The following is a 19,747-nucleotide window of genomic DNA, read 5'->3' as shown; positions in this document are numbered from 1 at the left end:
GGCGTGCCGAGGGGGCTGGTTCGGGCGGCCGATTTCAGGGGGCTGTCAGCGCGCATCGACGCGAGCCTGGACTGCCGCGCACCTCAGACCGCGGGACGCCGGCTGGTCGACGGCTCGGTCAGGGCCGACTCAACGCAACGGGAGTTGGAGCCAGCCGCCGATGTCTTGGCGGTCGGATTTGAGGGCGGCGGTTCGGGCGCCGTGGTTGGCTTCGTGGATGGTGCCGATGAGGATGCGGGTGGGGTCGGGGAGGGACTGGGCCAGGAGGGCGCTGAGGTGCGGGCCGTAGCCGTGGCCGCGGTGTTCGGGGGCCAGGATCAGCTCGCGGACGACGTACGCGGGGAGGCCCAGGGCGTCGGCGGGCTTGATGATCGCGGCGGCGTACCCGGCCCATTCGTCGTGCACCGTGATGTCGAAGAGCAGGCCTTCGTCCGCGGCCTCCTGGAGGTCTTCGCGGTCCTGGATGGTTGCTTCCTCGGGGTGGTGCGGGTGGTCGGCGTCGACTGCGGCGTACGCGCGGCGGGCCTCGTCGTAGTGGTCGACGGTCTTCGCCGGGCGGAGGGCCAGGCCGGGCGGTACGTCGTGCGCGCGCAACTCACGGATCGGCGCGGCGAGGAAGCGGCGGTCGGGGGTCGTGCCGGGGACGCCTGAGTCGGCGGTCCACAGGCGGACGTATAGCGGGTTGTGGATGCCGTAGTGCTCTTGCGCGGATTCGGCCAGCGCAAGCAGGTCGGAGGGTTTCGGTGAGCGGCTCATCGGGGTCGCGTCGACGAACGGCTTTGTGGGGTTGAGGTTTTCGAAGCGCATGCTGAACATCGCGTGCAGGTCGTTGCCGATGGCAATCCAGCGGTTGAGCATCGCTTCGGGTGGTTTTCCGGGCGCCAGTCGTTCGGTGCGTTGGGTGGCGATTCCCAGGTCCTCGGCGAGCAGGATGTCCAGCGCCGCATGTTCCTCGGCCAAGATCGCGAGCCGCTGCGCGTCGTCCACCCACGCACGAGTGATCGGATGCTGGCGCTCCAGGGTGTACCGCGCCAGTTCTTCCGCAGCCGGGATCACGACGATCCATCACCCGACGACGGATCAGCAGGTGGTGGGTCTGTTGGGGTTGGTTGGCGGCGGGTTCGGCGTTCTCCGGCGGCGCCGGCTCGGCGCGGGCGGGCCGGGGTGGCGGCGGCTTCGGCGGGGGCCAAGGGGTCTGGGTCGGGGGAACCGGGTGGGCGGGGGCCCCAGGTTTCTGGGTCGGGTACGCCGGGGGGCAGCGTGCGGCGGCGGCTCGGGGCGCCCGACGGGGCGTGGTCCGACTCGCCCGGCTCCTTCGCGCCCGGCCACGGCTTCGCGACCCGCGACGCGAGCACGAACTCCTTCCGCAGCGGATGCCCCTCGAACTCGTCCGGCAGCAGCAGCGTCGTCAGGTTCGGATGCCCCTCGAAGGCGATCCCGAACATCTCGTAGGTCTCCCGCTCATGCCAGTTCGCCCCGGCGTACAGCTCGGAAAGCGTCGCAAGTACAGCGTTTTCCCGCGGGACCAACGTCCGCACGAGCACGTGGTCGACATGCGATCCGCCCCAGAAGTCCGCGAGATGCGACACCACTCGGAACCCGTCCTTGAGTTCGTCCGAGGCGCTCAGGAAGTCGAAGAACGTGAGGCCGACCGCGTCCCGCAGTACCTCATGGGCCGCGACCCACGACTCCGGCGGTACGTCGAGCGCGGCCGGCCCGAAGCTGTCCGTCGACGTCGCGGCGATCCCGGCGCTCGTCAGCGCCTCGAGTGCGTCGGTGCTCAAGGCTGCACCAGCCCCCGGGTGAGCGCGGCCGCGGACGGTTCGTCGTACCGGCTCGCCAGTGTCTCGCCGGCGATCTTCTCCTGCAGCTTGAGGATGCCCTGCAGCAACGCCTCGGGCCGCGGCGGGCAGCCGGGCACGTACACGTCGACGGGGATGATCTGGTCGACGCCCTTGGTCACGCAGTACGAGTCCCAGTACGGGCCGCCGGAGTTCGAGCAGGAGCCGAACGAGATCACGTACTTCGGTTCCGGCATCTGGTCGTACAGCCGCTTGATCGCCGGCGCCATCTTGTCGGTCACGGTGCCGGACACGACCATCAGGTCGGCCTGCCGCGGTCCGGGCGCGAACGGGATCACCCCGAGCCGGATGAAGTCGTGGCGGCCCATCGACGCCGCGATGAACTCGATCGCGCAGCACGCCAGGCCGAAGTTGAACACCCAGAGCGAGTACTTCCGGCCCCAGTTCAGCAGGTACCGGACCGGCTGCGGCGCAAGCCTCGCCAACGCACCCACCTCCGGCCGGACGGTCGGCATCCCCAGCTCGATCTCGGCCATGTGGTCAGCCTAGTCCGACAATCTCTTCCGCGAGGATCTCCGGGTACTCCAGCGGCGCGTAGTGGCCGACGTCGTCGACGAGCCGCAAGCGGACGTCGCTGAAGAAGCCGTCCAGCCGGTCGGACCAGGCCCGCGGGAACAGCGGATCGAACTCCGGCCACAGCACCACGGTCGGTACGGCGATCCGGTCGTACGACGGTGGCGCCGTCTCCGCCGCCGACACCGCGACCGCACCCGCTCCCGCCCGGTACCACTGGATCGACGCCGTGAACGCGCCCGGCGCCGAGTAGACCTCGACCAAACGATCCAGCTCCGGCTCGAACTCCGGCCCGGACCAGTGCGTCCAGAAGTGCCGTAGATAGGACCGGACCGCGTCCGGGTTGCCGTCGATCAACTCCTCGATCACCGGCAGCCGGTGGAACGCCTGGTACCAGAACTCGGCCTGCGCCTGCTCGGAGAACACCCGCTTGCCGATCCCCGGCAGCGGCGGCGCGATCACCAACCCCTCGATCAGCTCGGGCCGCGAACGCGCGATCCCCTGCGCGATCCGGCTGCCGATGTCGTACCCGGCGAGCACGGGACGCTCCAGTCCGAGCTCCTCGATCAGACCGGCCACGCTCCGCCCCTGCCCGTCCACGCCGTACTGCGCAGGCTCCGGATCGAGCCCGTCCGACGCCCCGAACCCGCGCAGGTCCGGCACGACCACCTCGAACCCGCGCTCGACCAGCAACGGCACCAGCCGCCGGTAGTCGGTGCGGTCACCGGGCCAACCGTGCAGGAGCAGGACCGCGGGCCCCTCACCCTCCCGGTCGTACGCCAGCCGGAACCCGTCCACCGCTTCGCTCAGCATGCCGCCCATTGTTGACCATGCGACCAGCCGGACCTACCGTGATTGAACAGGACTGAACAGGTCCATCGAAGGAGCCGTTATGACCGACCAGGTCGAGGTGCAGCAGACCCGCGCGCTCGCGGTGGAGAGCAACGGGCTGAACGTGATCGCGGACGCGGACCGGAAAGGCCGGCCGAACCAGCTGTTCTGGCCGTGGTTCGGCGCCAACGTGTCCGTGCTCGGACTGAGCTACGGCGCGTTCGCGCTCGGGTTCGGGATCTCCTTCTGGCAGGCGGTGATCGCCGGGGTGATCGGGGTGGTGTTCTCGTTCCTGCTCTGCGGGCTGATCGCGCTCGCCGGAAAACGTGGTTCGGCGCCGACGATGGTGCTCAGCCGGGCCGCGTTCGGAATCCGCGGAAACAAGTTGCCGGCACTTGTTTCCTGGGTGCTGACCGTCGGCTGGGAGACCGTCCTGACGATCCTCGCGACACTGGCCACGGCAACCGTTTTCGAACGGCTCGGCTGGGGCGGCGGCACGCTGACCAAGGTGATCGCGCTGCTCGTGGTCGGTCTGCTGACGGTCGCCTGCGGCGTACTCGGGTTCGACTTGATCATGCGGGCGCAGACAGTCATCACGATCGTCACCGGCGTACTCACGGTCGTCTACATCATTCTCGTGGCCGACCAGATCCACTGGAGCACCGTCTCCGCGCTGCCGAGCGGGTCCGCGCAGGCGGTGATCGGCGCGCTGGTCTTCCTGATGACGGGCTTCGGGCTCGGCTGGGTGAACGCGGCCGCGGACTACTCGCGGTACCTGCCGCGCCGGGCGTCGAGCCGCGGCGTGGTCGGCTGGACCACGTTCGGCGGTTCGCTGGCTCCCGTCGTACTGCTGGTGTTCGGTCTGCTGCTGGCCGGGTCGTCGGAGGACCTGTCGAAGGCGATCGGCGCGGACCCGATCGGGGCGCTCGCCGAGGCGTTGCCGACCTGGTTCCTGGTGCCGTTCGTGATCGTCGCGGTGCTCGGACTGGTGGGCGGCGCCGTACTGGACATCTACTCGTCCGGCCTCGCGCTGCTCTCGCTCGGGCTGCCGGTGAAGCGGTACGTCGCGGCCTTCATCGACGGTGTGGTGATGATCGCGGGGACCGTGTACGTCGTGTTCTACGGCGGCGAGTTCCTCGGGCAGTTCCAAGGGTTCCTGATCACGCTCGGCGTACCGATCGCGGCGTGGTGCGGGATCATGCTCGCCGACATCGCGTCCCGGCGGCGCGACTACGCCGAGGACGACCTGTACCGGCCTTCCGGGCGGTACGGCGACGTCCGGTGGCTGCCCGTGGCGACGATGGTGGTTGCCACCGGCATCGGGTGGGGACTCGTCACGAACACGCTGGCGTCGTGGCTGACATGGCAGGGGTACCTGCTCGGAGCGTTCGGGCTCGGCGGCAAGGACGGCGCGTGGGCGTACGCGAACCTCGGCGTACTGGTGGCGCTGGTGCTCGGTTTCGTCGTGCAGTGGTTCGGCGGACGGTCCGCCGTACGGCGTCAGGAGGTCTGATGGTGCTGGCCCTGATCGACCTGCAGCGGATCTTCGCGGATCCGGCGTCCGGATGGGCGGCACCGGATTTCCAGCGGGTCGTCGAGCCCACGCGGGAGCTGATCAAGCTGTTCGCGCCGGACGTGGTCTTCACGCGGTTCGTCGCGCCGGAGCGGCCTGACGGAGCGTGGGTCGGGTACTACGAGCAGTTCCCGTTCGCGTTGCAGCCGGCGGACGCGGAGGATTATCAACTGGTCGACGAGTTCAAGGGCGCTCCAACTCTCGACAAGACCACGTTCGGTGCCTGGGGCCCCGAGCTGGCGGCCCGGACCGACGGGCGACTGGTACTGGCGGGCGTGTCGACCGATTGCTGCGTAATAAGTACAGCGCTTTCCGCGGTGGACGCCGGCGTACAGGTCCAGGTCGTCGAGGAGGCCTGCGCCGGATCGACCGCGGAGAACCACGGCAAGGCGATCGACGTGATGCGGCTGTACGCGCCGATGCTGGAGATCGTGAGCGTGGAGCAGTTGCGATGATGCGCCGGATCTCGCTGAAACACGAGCGGATCGCGCGGGTGCTGGCGCGGGAGATCAAGTCCGGCGTCGTACGGCGGGGCACCCAGCTGCCCGGTGAGGTCGAGCTGGCGAAACGGTTCTCGGTCAGTCGCAACACGGTCCGCGCCGCGCTCGCCGTACTCGCCGAGGACGAGCTGATCGCCACGCACACCGGCAAGGGTTCGTACGTGCTGTTCGACGGGCGGCCGCTGGACGGGCGGCTCGGGTGGACGCACGCGCTGTCCGAGCAGGGCGTGGAGACCCGGATGCGGACGGTCCGGATCGAGCTCGAGGACGATCCCGCACTGGCCGCGCGGCTCGGTCTGCCGTCGCCCGAGGTGGTGGTGATCGAACGCGTCCGGCAGCTCACGGACGGTACGGCGATCTCGCTCGAGCGGAGCCGGATCCCGGCGATCGAGTCGCTCCGGGACCTGCCCGAACGGGGGCTGGACAACGGGTCGATCAGCGGCACGCTGAACCGCGCCGGCCTGTACCTCGACCACTGCGAGCAGCGCCTCCGCGGCCGCCCCCTCACCCCCGTCGAAGCCGGCCACCTGGCCCGCCCGCACGGCACCTGGTTCCTGCACACCACCCGAACCAGCTGGACCGCCACCGACACCTTCGCCGAACACGCCGACGAACTCCTGGACCCCACCCACTACGAACTAAGCCTCACCTACCGCAGCTGAACGGACACCCACGCAGGCAGAACTAGCCCCCGCACGACGTTTCGCTGCCGTTTTGCGGGGTTGTGCCTGCGTGGCGGTCCCCTAAGGAGTCCGTTGCCTCGGGCATAGGGAGTTGTGCTGATGTGGGAGGTGTCCTCAGGCGAGCACTGTTTACTCATCGACAGCAGCTCGGAGGACATCATGTTCGTTTACTCGACTGACGCGGTGCGGGCGGAGATCAAGTACCGGCAGGAGCGGATTCGCCGGGACTTCCAGCGTCCGTTGTGGTTCCTGCCCAAGCGTGCGCCGCGGCCGCCCCAGCCCTGTGCGCCGGAACTGCGGGCCCGTCCCGCGATGTGACGGCACGATCACCGCCCCAGACCCTCTCCCCCACGGCGCGGCCGGCTCTTCGGAGCCGGTCGCGCCACCGTCGTTTCAGGGGTCCCCAAGACACCCGCTAGGCACCCCCTAGGACCCCCTCGGAACACCTAGGTACCGCCCGCGTCCGGGGATAGGGAGGACTTCCGATGTGCGGGTCCTCCTCAGACGAGCAGATTTACACCTGTCGGCAAGCAGCCGGCGCAGACAGACGGAGGAACACATGTTCAGCAACGCATCGGTCAAGGCAGAGGTCGACTACCGCAGGGAGCGCCTCAGCCGCGACTTCCGGCAGACGCAGGGTGCACAGCGCACCCGGAGCCGCCGGACCATCAGCCACCTGTTCGGCCGGAAAGCCTGAAGGGAGGGAAACCATGATCAACATGCCACTGACCCCGGACGCCTGGAAGGCGGAATCCGCCTACCGGCTGGAGCGCGCCAAGCGTGACTTCCGGGTCGCGAACCGCCGGCAGCGCACGGACCGGACCGCACAGTCCGAGCCGCGCCACGCCCTCCGACCCCGCCCGGCCGCATGACCGCCGAAATCGCCGTCCCTGATCGAGAACTCGCGATCAGGGACGGCGTTTCTGCGCCTGGGAGAACGGCCGGGAGCAGCCGGCGGACGGGATACCGTCGATTTGTGTCGGCGCCAGGGGAGAAGATGGACGATGTGCCCTGGAACTCGACACCTCTCGTCGGCCGCTCATCCGAGATGGCCACTCTGCTCAGCGCCGTGGACGACGCCAAGACGCGTCGGGCCGGCGCCGTGCTGCTGTCCGGTGACGCCGGGGTCGGCAAAACCCGCTTACTGGACGAGGTGGCGACCGGCGCGCACGAGCGCGGGTTCGGCGTCCTGGTCGGGCACTGCACCGACTTCGGCGACGCCGGCCTGCCGTACCAGCCGTTCTCGGAGATCTTCGGCCGGCTGGCCGGCGACCGCCCCGACCTCGTCGAGGGCGTGCTGACCAACTTCCCGGCGATCGGCCGGCTGCTCCCGGCACACCGCCTGCTGAGCGCGCAGCGCGCGCCGGAGGAGGGCCAGCTCGACCGGGCCGCGCTGTTCGACGCCGTCCTCGGCGCGTTCACCGCGCTCGCCACGAGCGAGCCGCAGCTGGTGATCATCGAGGACGCCCACTGGGCCGACGACTCGACCCGGGACCTGATCGGTTTCCTGATCACCCGGCTGACCTCGCAGCGCCTGGCGCTCATCGTGTCGTACCGCAGCGACGACCTGCACCGCCGGCACCCGCTGCGCCGTCCGATCGCCGAGTGGTCCCGCAACCCCCGGGTACGTCGCGTGAACCTGCTCCCCCACGACGCCGACGAGGCCCGCACGCTGCTGCACCTGCTGCTCACCGAGCCGCTCCCACCGGCCGAGGAGCGCCGCATCCTCGAGCGCGCCGGCGGCAACGCGTTCTTCACCGAGGAACTCGCCGCCGCGGCCTCGATGGGTGACGGCGACGTCGTGCCGCCCGATCTCGCCGACCTGCTGCTGGTCCGCCTCGACCCGCTGTCCGATAACGCCCGCCAGATCGCCCGGGTGATCGCGGTGGCCGGGCGCCGCGTCCCGCACGACCTGCTCACCGCGGTCGCCAAGATGCCGGATCGTGAGCTCGACGACGCTCTGCGCGAGCTGATCGACGCTCACATCATCGACGTACCGACCAGCGATCGGTACTACTTCCGCCACGCCCTGCTGGCCGAGGCCGTGTACGACGACCTGCTGCCGGGCGAACGGGTGCGCCAGCACGCGGCGTACGTGCAGGAGCTGGAGAACCAGACCGTCGCGGGCACCGCGGCCGAGCTGGCCGGGCACGCCACCCGGTCGCACGACCTGGCAACTGCGTTCGAGGCCCGCGTCCGTGCCGGGCAGGAAGCGCTGTCGGTCGCCGCGCCGCAGGAGGCATTGAAGCACTACGAGATGGCCCTCGAGCTGTTCCCGAACGCAGCGCCGACGAGCACGGTCGACAAGACCTGGCTGATCGTCGACACGGCGACGGCGGCCACCCTGTCCTCGCAGCACCTGCGCGCGCTCAAGCTGCTCCGGAAGGCGCTGGCCGATCTGCCGCCGGACGCACCGAAGCTGCAACGGGCCGAGCTGCTCCTGCCGCTGGCCGATATCGCGCTGATCATCGACCAGGACAAGGAAGCGAGCGAGGCGATCTCGCAGGCGCTCAAGCTGGTCCACGACGATCCGTCCAGCGCGTTCAAGGCGCAGGTCGCGTCGCTGTACGCCCGGGTGTCCGACGCGCTCGGCCGGCCGATGGAGGCGGAGCGCTGGGCGCACCGAGCACTGGAGATCGCCCGCGAGGCCGGTCAGGAGTCCGCGGCCAGCGACGCTGGGATCACGCTCGCTCAGCTCCGCCGCCGAGCCGGCGATCCGGAGACGGCCGCCAAGCAGTTGGAGGAGGCCGCCGTACGGGCGCAGCTCACGGGCGACCCCGCCGCCGAGGTGCGGAGCCGGTTCCTGCTCGGGTCGACGCATTACGAGCAGGGCGACCTGCTGAACGCGAAGGCGGCGTTGTCGTTCGCGGCGAAGCGAGCGGGTGAGCTCGGGCGGCAGTGGGCGGTGTACGGGTTCGACGCACGGCGGATGCTGGCGTTGACCCAGTTCATGCTCGGCGAGTGGGACGAGGCGGCGGCGACCGCCCGGACGGACGCGATGACGCCGGCGGCAGCTGGGGCGGCGTTGCGGGCGGTGGACTTCTCGGTCCGCAGCGGGCGGGGTGACACCGCGGTCGCTGAGGAGTTCGAGATGTCCCGGAAGTGGTGGGACCTCGACGTGATGCTGCCGATCATCGGGCTGCAGCCGGCCGTCGACGCGTACCGCATGCTCGACAAGCCGGCCGAGGCGGAGAAGCTGATCACGGACGTGTCCGCGCTGTGCGCCGACGTGTTCCAGACCGAATGGTTCCTCGGACGGATCCGGTTCTCCACGCTCGGGCTGCAACTGCTGTGCCACCGCGCCGTCGGCGAGCCGTCGGCCGCGGCCGAGCTGGTCGCGCGCGGTGCGGAGCTGGTCGCCCTCGGGCAGACGACCGCGGAGAAGGGAATGCCGCCGGGGCGGTTGATGGGCGTCGAAGGTCTCGCCTGGCTCGCGCGGCTGGAGTCGGAGTGGGATCGGCTGCGCTGGCTGACCGGGATCGACGCGCCGACGCCGGAGGAACATGTCGCCGCCTGGCAGCGGACGACGGACGCTTTCGGTTACGGGTACGTGTTCGAGCAGGCCTGGTCGCGGATCCGCCTGTCGGCAGCACTACGCGCAGCGGGCCGGGTCGCCGAGGCGCACGAGCAGACGGCGCTGGCGGCTGAGGTCGGCCGGGAGCTGAGCGCGCGCCCCCTTCTGGAGGAGGCGGGCGGCGTCGACACCGGCGGCGCCAGTGCGCTGACGTCGCGAGAGACCGAAGTACTGCGGTTGCTCGCAGAGGGACGGACCAACCGGCAGCTCGCGCGGGAGCTGTACATCAGCGAGAAGACCGTCAGCGTGCACGTGTCGAACATCCTCGCGAAGCTCGGCGTCCGCTCCCGCACGGAAGCAGCTGCGGTTGCGCGCCGCGACGGGCTCCTCGACGCAAATACCCCCTAGCCGTGGCGGCGCCGGTCGCCGGGCTCGGGGTTCAGGTGCCGCGCCCGGGCGCGGGCCAGGTCGTCATCGGCAGACGCCGGTTCGGCGGGGCGCTCGGCCGTGGGGCGGTCGAGCTCGGTGATGTCGTCGAAGACCTCGCGGGCGTGCCGCATCCGCGCTACGGCCAACAGCACCAGCCCGGCCGCAGTGAGGGTGATCAACACCCACAGTTGCCACGACATAGCCTCACCACCACGTATTCGCCCCGTTCCCCCGAGTAATCACCATAACCCCGATGTCGGCACTTGGCGACAGGGTGTACGCATACCGTGATCTCAGCGCTTGAAGCTTACGTTTTGTTGCCCACTGCAATCACATACGGTGATCGAGCAACAAGTCTGGAGCGGTGGAGTGTGACTACTGTCAGTGACTGCGAGGCGTGAGCCGACCACCGCGGAACAGGTACGCCGCGCGACCGTCGACCGCCTCGCGGAAGGCGAGCACCTCGTGCGTCCCGCGCTCCGCCTCGGCCGCGATCAACCGGGTGTCGTCGAGTGCGACGAACCTGGTCCGGCGCGGCTCCGGGAACATCAGCCGCGCCTCGTCACTGACCGCCTCGTCGAGCACCCAGAACTCCCCGTCGTCCACGCTGACCGTGGCCTGCGCCAGTACGCCGGTGTACCGACCGATCACCAGCTCCGCCGAAATCTCCACCGGCCGCTCAGGCGGCACCAGCCGGGCCGGCAGCTCGACCCCGGCCTTCTCGCGGAGGATGCGGCCGACCAGTTCGTCGTACAAGGGTCCGGTGCTGCCGCCGTTGGTGAGGAGCGCGACCGCGACGCCCTTCTCCGGCACCAGCCGGAAGAACGCCGACTGGCCGACGGTCCCGCCGTCGTGGCCGTAGAGCCGCCCGCCTTCGACGTCGAAGATCATCCAGCCGAGTCCCCAGTGCTGCGCGAACCCGCCGATCGCCGGTACGTCGACCTGCGGCTCCCACAACCCTTCGATCGTCGCCCGGTCGAACACCGTCGTGTCCAGATAGGCCCTGCCGAAAGCCACCAGATCGGCAGCACTCATCGCCAGCAACGACCCGGCCGGGGCCATCGCGTGCACCAGGCTCCACACCGGCGCAGTCTGCAACGGAGCACCCGGCTTCGGCGCCACATGCCCGAGCGCCGCGCGGTACAACAGAGCCTCGTCCGCGATCGTCGCGACGTGCTCCAGCCCGAGCGGTACGGCGATACGCTCCCGGACGAGCTCGTGGAACGGTTTCCCGAACAGGACCTCGGCAATCCGCCCGAGCACCACGAAGCCGGCGTTGTTGTACGAGAACCCGGCGCCCGGCGGCACCTCCTGCGCGAGCCCGGGCAGCACGTCCCGCACGAACAGCTCGACCGCATCGTCACCGCGCGAAGTCGGCGTGAACGCGTCGCCGGAGAACCCGCTGGAGTGGGTGAGCAGCTGGCGCGGCGTGATCACCGCCGCGGCAGCCTCGTCGGCGAGCTTGAACTCGGGCAGGTAGTCCCGCACCGGCCGGTCGAGGTCGACCTTGCCCTCGGCAACCAGCTGCGTGATCAGTGTGGTCGTCCACAGCTTGGCGATCGACCCGATCTGGAACACCGAGTCGACGGTGGCCTCGACGCCCGTGTCCAGGTTGAGGATGCCCGCGGCCGCCGTACTCACCTCGCCGTCGGCCAGTACGGCGACCGAAGCTGCCGGTACGCCGTGCTTCGTGATCAGGTCCGCGAGGTTGCCGTCCAGCCAGCTCTGCACGTCGTCACTCCTTGGATGACAGAACCCGGACCAGGTTCTGGCCGAGGACTTTCCGGATGGTTGCTTCGGGCAAGCCCCGGGACAGCAGGGCTTCGGTGACGAGGGGCAGCCCGGCCGGGCCTTCGAGGCCGGGGACGTACAGCTCGGCGTCCAGGCCCGGGATGACCAACGGCCGGTCGCAGGCCGGGATCTTCTCACCGAAGACCTCCGCGACGAAGTCACTGCCGAGGCCGACGTGACCCTCGCCGGTGACGTCGAGGATGTGCAGGACGTGGTCGGCCAGGTGGTCGACGGTCGGCTTCTCGGCGGTGGTCAGGAAGCCGGCGAAGAAGTTCACGCAGATCACCCCGCCGGTCGCGGCGATCGCGCGCAACTGCTGGTCGGTCAGGTTGCGATGATGCTCGCGCAACGCGAATGCGCTGGAATGCGAGGCGACGACCGGCCTGGTGGCGAGTTCCAGGATGTGCTCGGTGCCGGCGCGGCCGACGTGCGAGACGTCGATGAGTACGCCGAGCTCCTCGAGAAGCTGCACCGCCTCGACACCGGCATGCGTCAGCCGGCTGCCGGTCGCGTCCTCACCGGATCCGTCGCCGAGCGCACTGCGCCCGAAGTGCGTGAACGAGACCATCCGGACGCCCAGTCGCTGGAGGGTCTGCAGGAGCTCGAGGTCCGTGTCGATCTGCGGGCAGCCTTCGAGCGCCAGAACCAGCGCGATCTTGCCCGCCGCGGTCGCGGCCTCGATGTCGCCGGGCGCCGTACAGAGGACGACCTCGTCGGCGTTCGCCTCGGCGATCCGGTGCGCGGCCTCGATCATCCGGAGCGTCTCGCGCAGCGCCCCTTCGGGCAGGAACTCCGAGTCGACGAACACCGGCAGGACCTGTACGTCGATGCCGCCGTCGCGCAACTGCGGGATCCATCGCTCCCGGAAGTACGCGGACCAGACCTCCTTGGGCCGCCGCGCGACCAGCATCAGCAGATCGTTGTGCGCATCCGCTACCACCGCGTCGCGATGCAGATCCATCGTTCCCCCTCGAAGTCAGCGGTCACGTCCAGCGCAGGACGCCCTTGCGGTACGCGTACACCAGGCCGACTGCGACGAAGGCCAGGAACACGAACATCTCGATCAGGGTCGCGACGCCGAGGGTCACGAAGATCGTTGCCCACGGGAACAGGTAGATCGCGTCCACGGCGAAGATCACATAGAGGTACGCGAACAGGTAGTACCTGATGTGGACCTGGGCCCAGCCCTCGCCGACCGGGTCGACACCCGACTCGTACGTCTTCAGCTTGCCCTCGGTCGGATAGGTGACCGTCAGCGCCTTGTTCAGCGCGAACGCGCCGAGCAACCCGACCAGGCCGAGCGCGACCACCGCGGCGACGACGCCATAGCTGTCCGACACGGGCAGCAGTCTAGTTCGTGCAGAGGAGGAGCGAGTCGATGGAGACGTACGGGCCGTAGCCGGAGCGGACGTCGGCGACCTGGAGGCGCAGGCGGGTGACACCGGTGATGTCGTAGTTCAGCCAGGTCTCGGTCTCCTGCTGCATCCGGACCGACGTCAGCGCGTTCGTCCCGTTGTGCAGCGACACCCGGACCAGCCCGTCGGTGAGGTTGCCGAGCCAGTTCCGCGAGTACCGGCACCCGGTCGAGTCGACGTCACCCCAGACGTAACCGCCCTGGTTCGCCAGCAGGTCTGCCTCGGACCGCCGCGGCCCGTCCTTCGGCGGTACGACGGTGAACTGCGGCTGGCTCGCCCCGCCCGCTGCCACGAGCCCCTTCTTGAACATCCCCCGCCACACGTAGTGCTTGAAGCTGATCATCGGCGAGATCGCCGCGTCGTACGGCGCCTGCGGGCCGATCGCGATCCGGTACGTCCGGATCGACCCGGGCTGCACGGTGGTGATCGTCACGCTGCTGCCCGACGAGTACCCGTGCGCGACCTCCTGCCAGCGCTTCAGCGACGGGATCCACTGGTGCAACGGGATCCGGGTGCCCGTGGCGGGCGCCGGCGACAACGTCCCGACGACCGTGATCACGCCCTTGGTCGCGTCCGTCGTACGGATGCTGGAGATCTTCGCCGTCCGCGCCGGTGACGGGACCGCGGACGCGATCGGGGCAGCACAGCCCAGGATCAGCAAGGTCAGCAGTCCGATCAGCACACGGCGCATGAAGCAACTCCCTGAGTTCACAGCTAGACGACGCCACCCTGCCGGTTCTCACTCCGGATCGCAAGCGAGCGCTCGCGCACGGTGATACCAGCCGGACACCGAGCCGTTTTCCGCCTACCCCACCCGATCACCTTGTAACACCGCGTCCCAGGCAGTGGACCACCGGGGCTTCCGCATGATTCCGTACTAAGGGCGAACTAATATTGGGGTTATCGCCCTGACGGGGGGATCGACGTGTCACCCACGAGGTGGCCGGCCGACCCAAGCTTCGACTTGGAGATGAACAGAACAGTGACCATCGAGGTCAAGCAGCTCGACCGCGTGGTGATCCGCTTCGCCGGCGACTCCGGCGACGGGATGCAACTCACGGGGGACAGGTTCACAGCGGAAACGGCATCGTTCGGCAATGATCTGTCGACCTTGCCCAACTTCCCCGCCGAGATCCGGGCACCAGCCGGGACCCTGCCGGGAGTGTCGTCGTTCCAGCTCCACTTCGCCGATCACGACATCCTCACACCGGGTGATGCGCCCGATGTGCTGATCGCGATGAACCCGGCGGCGTTGAAGGCGAACCTCAAGGACGTGCCGCGGGGCGCGACGCTGATCGTCGACACCGCGGACTTCACCGCGCGCAACCTCAAGCGGATCGGGTACGACGAGAACCCGCTGGAGACCGGGGAGCTCGACGGCTACCACGTCGTACCGCTGAACCTGACCGGCATGACGGTGGAGTCGGTCAAGGAGTTCGGCCTGACCCGCAAGGACGCGTCCCGGGCGAAGAACATGTACGCGCTCGGCCTGGTGTCCTGGCTGTTCCAGCGGCCGGTCGAGTCGACGATCACGTTCCTGCAGACCAAGTTCGCGTCGAAACCGGACATCCGGGACGCGAACATCGCGGCCTTCCGCGCGGGCTACAACTTCGGCGAGACCGCCGAGGAGTTCTCGGTCCGGTACGAGGTGAAGCCGGCCAGCATGGCCGCCGGCACCTACCGGAACATCTCCGGCAACCTCGCGCTGGCGTACGGCCTGGTGACGGGCGCCCAGCGGGCCGGGTTGCCGCTGGTCCTCGGTGCGTACCCGATCACCCCGGCGTCCGACGTACTGCACGAGCTGTCCAAGCTCAAGCGGTTCAACGTCACCACGATCCAGGCCGAGGACGAGATCGCCGGTGTCGGCGCCGCCCTGGGCGCGTCGTTCGGCGGCGCGCTCGGCGTCACCACGTCGTCCGGTCCCGGGATCAGCCTGAAGTCCGAGACGATCGGTCTCGGCGTGATGCTCGAGCTGCCGCTGGTCGTCTGCGACATCCAGCGCGCCGGCCCCTCGACCGGTATGCCGACCAAGACCGAGCAGGCCGACCTGCTGCAGGTGATGTTCGGCCGCAACGGTGAGGCGCCGCTGCCGGTGCTCGCCGCCCAGTCCCCCGCGGACTGCTTCGCGATCGCGGTCGAGGCGGCCCGGATCGCGATCACCTACCGCACGCCGGTGATCGTGCTGTCCGACGGCTACCTGGCGAACGGTTCCGAGCCGTGGCGGATCCCGGTCATCGACGAGCTGCCGGCGGTCGACCCGGACTTCACCGTCGAGCCGAACGCGACCGACGACAAGGGCGCCCCGAAGTACCTCCCCTACCTGCGCGACCCGGAGACCCTCGCCCGTGCCTGGGCAGTGCCCGGTACGGCGGGCCTCGACCACCGGATCGGCGGTCTGGAGAAGGAGGACAAGACCGGGAACATCTCCTACGACCCGGCCAACCACGACCTGATGATCCGCACCCGGCAGGCCAAGGTGGACGGGATCGCCGTCCCGCCGATCGAGGTCGACGACCCGGACGGTACGGCGAAGGTGCTGGTGCTCGGGTGGGGTTCGACGTACGGCCCGATCGGCGCCGCCGTCCGCCGGGTCCGCACGGTCGGCGGCAAGATCGCGCAGGCGCACCTGCGGCATCTGAACCCGTTCCCGTCGAACCTGGGCGACGTGCTGAAGTCCTACGACAAGGTTCTCGTGCCGGAGATGAACCTCGGCCAGCTGGCGATGCTGCTGCGCGCCAAGTACCTGGTCGACGTCGTCTCCTACGCGCAGGTCCGGGGTATGCCGCTGGGTGCCGCGGAGCTGGCCGAGGTGATCGGCAACCTGGTCGAGGAGACCGAGGGCATCGACGACGACGCCCGGCACATGGGCGAGGCCGCGGCCGGCCTGACGCACGGCGAAGCCCTGCGCGCCCAGCCGAACGGTCGGTCCAACGGCCGGTCCAACGGCCAACTCCACCACCCGGAGGGAGCACGATGAGCACGGTCGACCTCGGCCTGCCGAGCCTGCCCGGCGGCCTGCGCGGCGTTCCGGCCGCGACCGAGCCGCAGAACCGCAAGGAGTACGTGTCGGACCAGGAGGTCCGCTGGTGCCCCGGGTGCGGTGACTACGCCGTACTCGCGGCCTTCCAGGGGTTCCTGCCCGAGCTCGGGATCAAGCGCGAGAATGTCGCGATGGTCTCCGGGATCGGCTGCTCGTCCCGGTTCCCGTACTACCTGTCGACGTACGGCATGCACTCGATCCACGGCCGCGCGCCGGCGATCGCGACCGGGCTCGCGACCGCCCGGCCGGACCTGAGCGTGTGGGTGGTGACCGGTGACGGCGACGCCCTGTCGATCGGCGGTAACCACCTGATCCACACGCTGCGGCGGAACGTGAACCTGAAGATCCTGCTGTTCAACAACCGGATCTACGGCCTCACCAAGGGCCAGTACTCGCCGACGTCGGAGCCGGGCAAGGTGACGAAGTCGACGCCGATGGGCTCGGTGGACAACCCGTTCAACCCGGTCTCGCTGGCGCTCGGCGCGGAGGCGACCTTCGTGGCGCGGACCGTCGACTCCGACCGCAAGCACCTCACCTCGGTACTGCGGGCCGCGGCCGAGCACCGCGGTACGGCGTTCGTGGAGATCTACCAGAACTGCCCGATCTTCAACGACAACGCCTTCGACGCGTTCAAGAACCCGGAGACCCGGGACGACGCGATCATCCCGCTCGTGCACGGCGAGCCGATCCGGTTCGGCACCGACGGGCATCTCGGCGTGGTACGCGACGGCTTCGCCTCGCTGGCCGTCCGCGAGGTCGCCGACCTGCCCGGCGGCGAGTCGGACCTCGTCGTCCACGACGCCCACACCGACGACCCGGCGTACGCGTTCGCCCTGTCCCGGCTGACCGACGCGGGCGTCCTGCACCAGGCCCCGATCGGCGTCTTCCGGTCCGTCGAGCGTCCGGCGTACGACGACCTCGTCCGTCAGCAGATCACCACCGCCCAGGAAACCCAGGGCCCCGGCGACCTGCAAAGCCTGGTCACCGGCTCGGACACCTGGACGGTGAACTGACCCGTTCGCGTGGCAGGTTGGCCGCCATGGCGGAGAGCGGCGAACCGATCCAGCAGACGGTGCACTTCGGCCGGTCGATCAGCGGTAGCGAAGTCGTCCGGGCGGTGCGGGATGCCTGCAACGCCCGGGAGCAAGGCCAGCACGTCCCCGGCGGCCAGGACTTCTTCTCCGACCGGCCAGTACGCCTGGGTGATCCCGGCCGGATCGGTCAGACGTCGACGGATCCGGCGCGGAACGTGATGGTGAAGCCCGCCGAGGGGCTGGACGAGTTCCAGCCGGAGTCGTCCTACGATTCGGCCGTGGTCGTTCGGCACGACTTCCCGGGCACTCGGTGGGCGGTCCACGTCACCCCGGAGAAGGAGATCGCCGCGGTGGCCGACTTCGCGGAGCGGCTGTCACGACACCTTCCGGCCGAACGACCGGCGGACGCAGGACCGGCGTACGACCCTGCCTATCCATCGCCGACCGGCGCCGTCACCAACCGGCCGGACGGGCAAACGGCGGGATCCGCGTGGCGCAAGGATTCACCAGGCACCGAGTCTCGCGGCTACTGACGGCCCTCGAGCAGTTGGGCGAGGGTGTCGCCCGCCGCACGGTCCAAGTGCTCGGCGGTCAACCCGGCTCGGCGCGCGGCCAGCACATCCAGCTCCAGGTTGTCGCCGATCATCAGCGTCTCGCTCGGCTCGGCGCCCAGCGCTTCACAAACACGCTGGTACGCCAACGGGTCGGGCTTGCTGACACCGAGTGCTTCCGACGTACAGACCACGTCGATCAGGTCTGCCAGCCCGATCGCCTGGAGTTTCGCGTTCTGCTGCCTGGTGCTTCCGTTCGTGAGTACGCCGATCCGCCAGCCGTTGCTGCGGGCAACTTCCAGTGCGGGCCGCGCGTCCGGGTAGGCGATCCAGTTGTTCGTGTACTGCGTGATGTACCCCTCGAACACCTCGTCCAACCCGGCATCGGTCGCCGGCACCGGAAGACCAAGCACCGGCAAGAACGCCCGCAACCGCCCCCGCCGCTGCCCCTGATGCGTGAGCTTCCCGGCCAGAAACCGGCCGAACTGATCCTCCTCGATCACAAACCACTCAGCAACCAACTCCTCCGACGGCACAATCCCCAGCCCCGCCACCCACCCACGAAGCCCAGCCACCGCACACCCCGTGTGATCGAACAACGTGTTGTCCAGATCGAACACAACCGCCTTCACCAGCCCAGCACCTGCATTCCTTGGCTCAACCACCCGTCCTCCTCCGTCCGCCCGAGTTTCTGCAGGTCGACAGTACGTATACGTCCGTTGTCGGGCGATTCGGTCTGCCAGCCGGTGCGCGGTGGCGGGTAGTAGGCATATACGTACTGTCGGGCTGCAGCTTCCCAGCTGACCCGGCCAGCTCCAGTTGCGTCATGCGCGGACTACCGAGTCGCGGTTCAGTTCTCGGTGGTTGGCGTGGCCGGTGAGGGCGAGGGTTAGGTCCAGTTCGGCGAGGAAGCAGCGGAGGACGTGTTCTACGCCGGCTTGGCCGGCCAGGGCGAGGCCGTACAGGAGGGGGCGGCCGAGGAGTACCGCCTTCGCGCCGAGGGCGAGTGCTTTGGCGGCGTCGGCGCCGGTGCGTACGCCGGAGTCGAACAGGATCGTGAGCTGTTCGCCGACCGCGTCCGCGATCGCCGGGAGTGCATCCAGCGAGGCGATCGCGCCGTCGACCTGGCGGCCGCCGTGGTTCGAGACGACCAGGCCGTCGACGCCGTGCTCGGCCGCTAGCTTGGCGTCCTCGACGTGGGTGATGCCTTTGAGAACGATCGGGCCGTCCCAGTTGTCGCGCAGGAACGACAGGTCGTCCCACGACAGACCGACGTTCGGGAACATCTGCGCCCAGTGCATCACCGCGGCGCCGGGGTCCTCGTCGATCGGCTTGGCCAGCTTCGCGCGGAACGCCGGGTCGCTGAAGTAGTTCGCCAGCCCCTCACCCTTCAGGAACGGCAGGAACCCGCGGTCCAGGTCGGCCGGGCGCCAGCCGATCGTCCCGGTGTCCAGCGTGACGACGAGTACGGCGTACTCCGCGGCCTTCGCGCGCTGCAGGAAACTCAGGCAGACGTCGCGGTCGGTCGGGTAGTACAGCTGGAACCACTTGCTCGTCGCCTCGATCTGCTCGATCGCGTGGCTGGCCTGGGTCGAGTGCGTGTACGTCAGGCCGAGAGTGTCCGCGGCGCGTGCGGTCGCCAGTTCGCCGTCCGGGTGCGCGAGGGTCTGTACGCCGATCGGCGCGACCAGGACCGGCGCCGGCATCGCCGTACCGAGAATCGTGCAGGAGAAATCGCGTTCAGTACTGCCGCGGAGCATCCGCGGCACCAGGCGCCAGCGGTCGAACGCGGCCCGATTGGCCCAGGCGGTCGAGCCTTCGCCGGCGCTCGGCACGATGTACCCCATCGCCTCGGCCGGCAGCTTTGCGGCCGCCTGCGACTCCAGCCGCGCCAGGTCGGTGGTGATCTCCGGCGTCACCCCCTGCAGCATCCCCTGCAGGTAGATCTGCAACTGGAAATCACCGAAGTTGGCCATGCCGGATGCTCCCACAACGCCATGACATCCGTCAG

21 protein-coding genes are annotated in these 19,747 nt (G+C 69.3%); 10 read left to right on the top strand and 11 right to left on the bottom strand.

Translation table 11 applies throughout. The features are described from left to right. Window positions 1-129: 129 nt before the first annotated feature. Genes ACWF0M_RS21235 through ACWF0M_RS21220 form a run of 4 tightly spaced genes read right to left on the bottom strand, consistent with a single transcriptional unit; the run spans window position 130 to window position 3,188 of the window. A complete protein-coding gene (locus tag ACWF0M_RS21235; protein ID WP_452237416.1) occupies window positions 130-1,056 on the bottom strand; it encodes a GNAT family N-acetyltransferase in 927 nt (308 codons plus the stop codon). Then, window positions 1,053-1,784: an NADH-quinone oxidoreductase subunit C gene (locus ACWF0M_RS21230; protein ID WP_452237415.1), complete on the bottom strand. Its 732-nt coding sequence runs from the start codon at window positions 1,782-1,784 to the stop codon at window positions 1,053-1,055. The genes ACWF0M_RS21235 and ACWF0M_RS21230 overlap by 4 nt, the downstream gene beginning before the upstream one ends. Further along, window positions 1,781-2,338 (bottom strand): NADH-quinone oxidoreductase subunit B, encoded by a 558-nt coding sequence (locus tag ACWF0M_RS21225; protein ID WP_452237414.1) that lies wholly within the window; start codon window positions 2,336-2,338, stop codon window positions 1,781-1,783. The genes ACWF0M_RS21230 and ACWF0M_RS21225 overlap by 4 nt, the downstream gene beginning before the upstream one ends. A 4-nt stretch (window positions 2,339-2,342) precedes the next feature. After that, complete coding sequence (locus ACWF0M_RS21220; protein WP_452237413.1) at window positions 2,343-3,188, bottom strand: alpha/beta fold hydrolase; 846 nt, start codon at window positions 3,186-3,188, stop codon at window positions 2,343-2,345. 79 nt (window positions 3,189-3,267) lie between these two features. Between ACWF0M_RS21220 and ACWF0M_RS21215 the strand changes: the two genes are divergently transcribed. The 7 genes from ACWF0M_RS21215 to ACWF0M_RS21185 all read left to right on the top strand — a co-directional run bounded on the left by ACWF0M_RS21215 (window position 3,268) and on the right by ACWF0M_RS21185 (window position 9,884). Next, window positions 3,268-4,719 carry a purine-cytosine permease family protein gene (locus ACWF0M_RS21215; RefSeq protein WP_452237412.1) on the top strand — a complete coding sequence of 484 codons (1,452 nt, stop codon included), beginning with the start codon at window positions 3,268-3,270 and terminating at the stop codon, window positions 4,717-4,719. Continuing rightward, window positions 4,719-5,234 carry a cysteine hydrolase family protein gene (locus tag ACWF0M_RS21210; RefSeq protein WP_452237411.1) on the top strand — a complete coding sequence of 172 codons (516 nt, stop codon included), beginning with the start codon at window positions 4,719-4,721 and terminating at the stop codon, window positions 5,232-5,234. The genes ACWF0M_RS21215 and ACWF0M_RS21210 overlap by 1 nt, the downstream gene beginning before the upstream one ends. Further along, a complete protein-coding gene (locus ACWF0M_RS21205; RefSeq protein WP_452237410.1) occupies window positions 5,231-5,941 on the top strand; it encodes a GntR family transcriptional regulator in 711 nt (236 codons plus the stop codon). Before ACWF0M_RS21210 ends, ACWF0M_RS21205 begins: the two co-directional genes overlap by 4 nt. A gap of 180 nt (window positions 5,942-6,121) precedes the next feature. After that, window positions 6,122-6,280 carry a hypothetical protein gene (locus ACWF0M_RS21200; RefSeq protein WP_452237409.1) on the top strand — a complete coding sequence of 53 codons (159 nt, stop codon included), beginning with the start codon at window positions 6,122-6,124 and terminating at the stop codon, window positions 6,278-6,280. A 241-nt stretch (window positions 6,281-6,521) separates the two neighbouring features. Then, on the top strand, window positions 6,522-6,659 hold the full coding sequence (locus ACWF0M_RS21195; RefSeq protein ID WP_165547057.1) for a hypothetical protein: 138 nt from the start codon (window positions 6,522-6,524) through the stop codon (window positions 6,657-6,659). Between the two features lie 13 nt (window positions 6,660-6,672). After that, window positions 6,673-6,834, top strand: coding sequence for a hypothetical protein (locus ACWF0M_RS21190; RefSeq protein WP_452237408.1), 162 nt, complete (start codon window positions 6,673-6,675; stop codon window positions 6,832-6,834). 104 nt (window positions 6,835-6,938) lie between these two features. Then, window positions 6,939-9,884, top strand: a complete 2,946-nt coding sequence (locus ACWF0M_RS21185) for a helix-turn-helix transcriptional regulator (protein WP_452237407.1) — start codon at window positions 6,939-6,941, stop codon at window positions 9,882-9,884. On the opposite strand, the gene ACWF0M_RS21180 is transcribed toward ACWF0M_RS21185, so the two are convergent. From ACWF0M_RS21180 to ACWF0M_RS21160, 5 genes are all read right to left on the bottom strand, one after another. Next, window positions 9,881-10,105 carry a hypothetical protein gene (locus tag ACWF0M_RS21180; protein ID WP_452237406.1) on the bottom strand — a complete coding sequence of 75 codons (225 nt, stop codon included), beginning with the start codon at window positions 10,103-10,105 and terminating at the stop codon, window positions 9,881-9,883. The two genes, ACWF0M_RS21185 and ACWF0M_RS21180, sit on opposite strands and share 4 nt — an antisense overlap. A 181-nt stretch (window positions 10,106-10,286) precedes the next feature. Next, a complete protein-coding gene (locus tag ACWF0M_RS21175) occupies window positions 10,287-11,636 on the bottom strand; it encodes a serine hydrolase domain-containing protein (protein ID WP_452237405.1) in 1,350 nt (449 codons plus the stop codon). Between the two features lie 4 nt (window positions 11,637-11,640). Next, on the bottom strand, window positions 11,641-12,657 hold the full coding sequence (locus tag ACWF0M_RS21170; RefSeq protein WP_452237404.1) for a dipeptidase: 1,017 nt from the start codon (window positions 12,655-12,657) through the stop codon (window positions 11,641-11,643). 22 nt (window positions 12,658-12,679) lie between these two features. Further along, window positions 12,680-13,036, bottom strand: a complete 357-nt coding sequence (locus ACWF0M_RS21165; RefSeq protein ID WP_452237403.1) for an NADH-quinone oxidoreductase subunit A — start codon at window positions 13,034-13,036, stop codon at window positions 12,680-12,682. A gap of 10 nt (window positions 13,037-13,046) precedes the next feature. Beyond that, entirely contained in the window at window positions 13,047-13,802 is a 756-nt protein-coding gene (locus ACWF0M_RS21160) for a hypothetical protein (protein WP_452237402.1), read from the bottom strand. 279 nt (window positions 13,803-14,081) lie between these two features. Between ACWF0M_RS21160 and ACWF0M_RS21155 the strand changes: the two genes are divergently transcribed. From ACWF0M_RS21155 to ACWF0M_RS21145, 3 genes are read left to right on the top strand one after another with little or no spacing between them, the layout of a single operon-like run. After that, on the top strand, window positions 14,082-16,088 hold the full coding sequence (locus ACWF0M_RS21155) for a 2-oxoacid:acceptor oxidoreductase subunit alpha (RefSeq protein ID WP_452237401.1): 2,007 nt from the start codon (window positions 14,082-14,084) through the stop codon (window positions 16,086-16,088). After that, the gene (locus tag ACWF0M_RS21150; RefSeq protein WP_452237400.1) at window positions 16,085-17,164 is read left to right on the top strand and encodes a 2-oxoacid:ferredoxin oxidoreductase subunit beta; all 1,080 of its coding nucleotides are present in this window, start codon (window positions 16,085-16,087) and stop codon (window positions 17,162-17,164) included. The genes ACWF0M_RS21155 and ACWF0M_RS21150 overlap by 4 nt, the downstream gene beginning before the upstream one ends. A 26-nt stretch (window positions 17,165-17,190) precedes the next feature. Beyond that, the gene (locus ACWF0M_RS21145; RefSeq protein WP_452237399.1) at window positions 17,191-17,718 is read left to right on the top strand and encodes a hypothetical protein; all 528 of its coding nucleotides are present in this window, start codon (window positions 17,191-17,193) and stop codon (window positions 17,716-17,718) included. Here ACWF0M_RS21145 and ACWF0M_RS21140 read toward each other — a convergent pair. After that, window positions 17,712-18,401, bottom strand: a complete 690-nt coding sequence (locus ACWF0M_RS21140) for an HAD family hydrolase (RefSeq protein ID WP_452237398.1) — start codon at window positions 18,399-18,401, stop codon at window positions 17,712-17,714. The two genes, ACWF0M_RS21145 and ACWF0M_RS21140, sit on opposite strands and share 7 nt — an antisense overlap. Window positions 18,402-18,560: 159 nt before the next feature. Further along, complete coding sequence (locus tag ACWF0M_RS21135) at window positions 18,561-19,712, bottom strand: alpha-hydroxy-acid oxidizing protein (protein WP_452237397.1); 1,152 nt, start codon at window positions 19,710-19,712, stop codon at window positions 18,561-18,563. Window positions 19,713-19,747 lie beyond the last annotated feature (35 nt).

This window comes from Kribbella sp. NPDC055110, assembly GCF_053607525.1.
The sequence above is the reverse complement of the archived record's forward strand: the minus strand, read 5'-3'. Positions and strand labels throughout refer to the sequence as shown.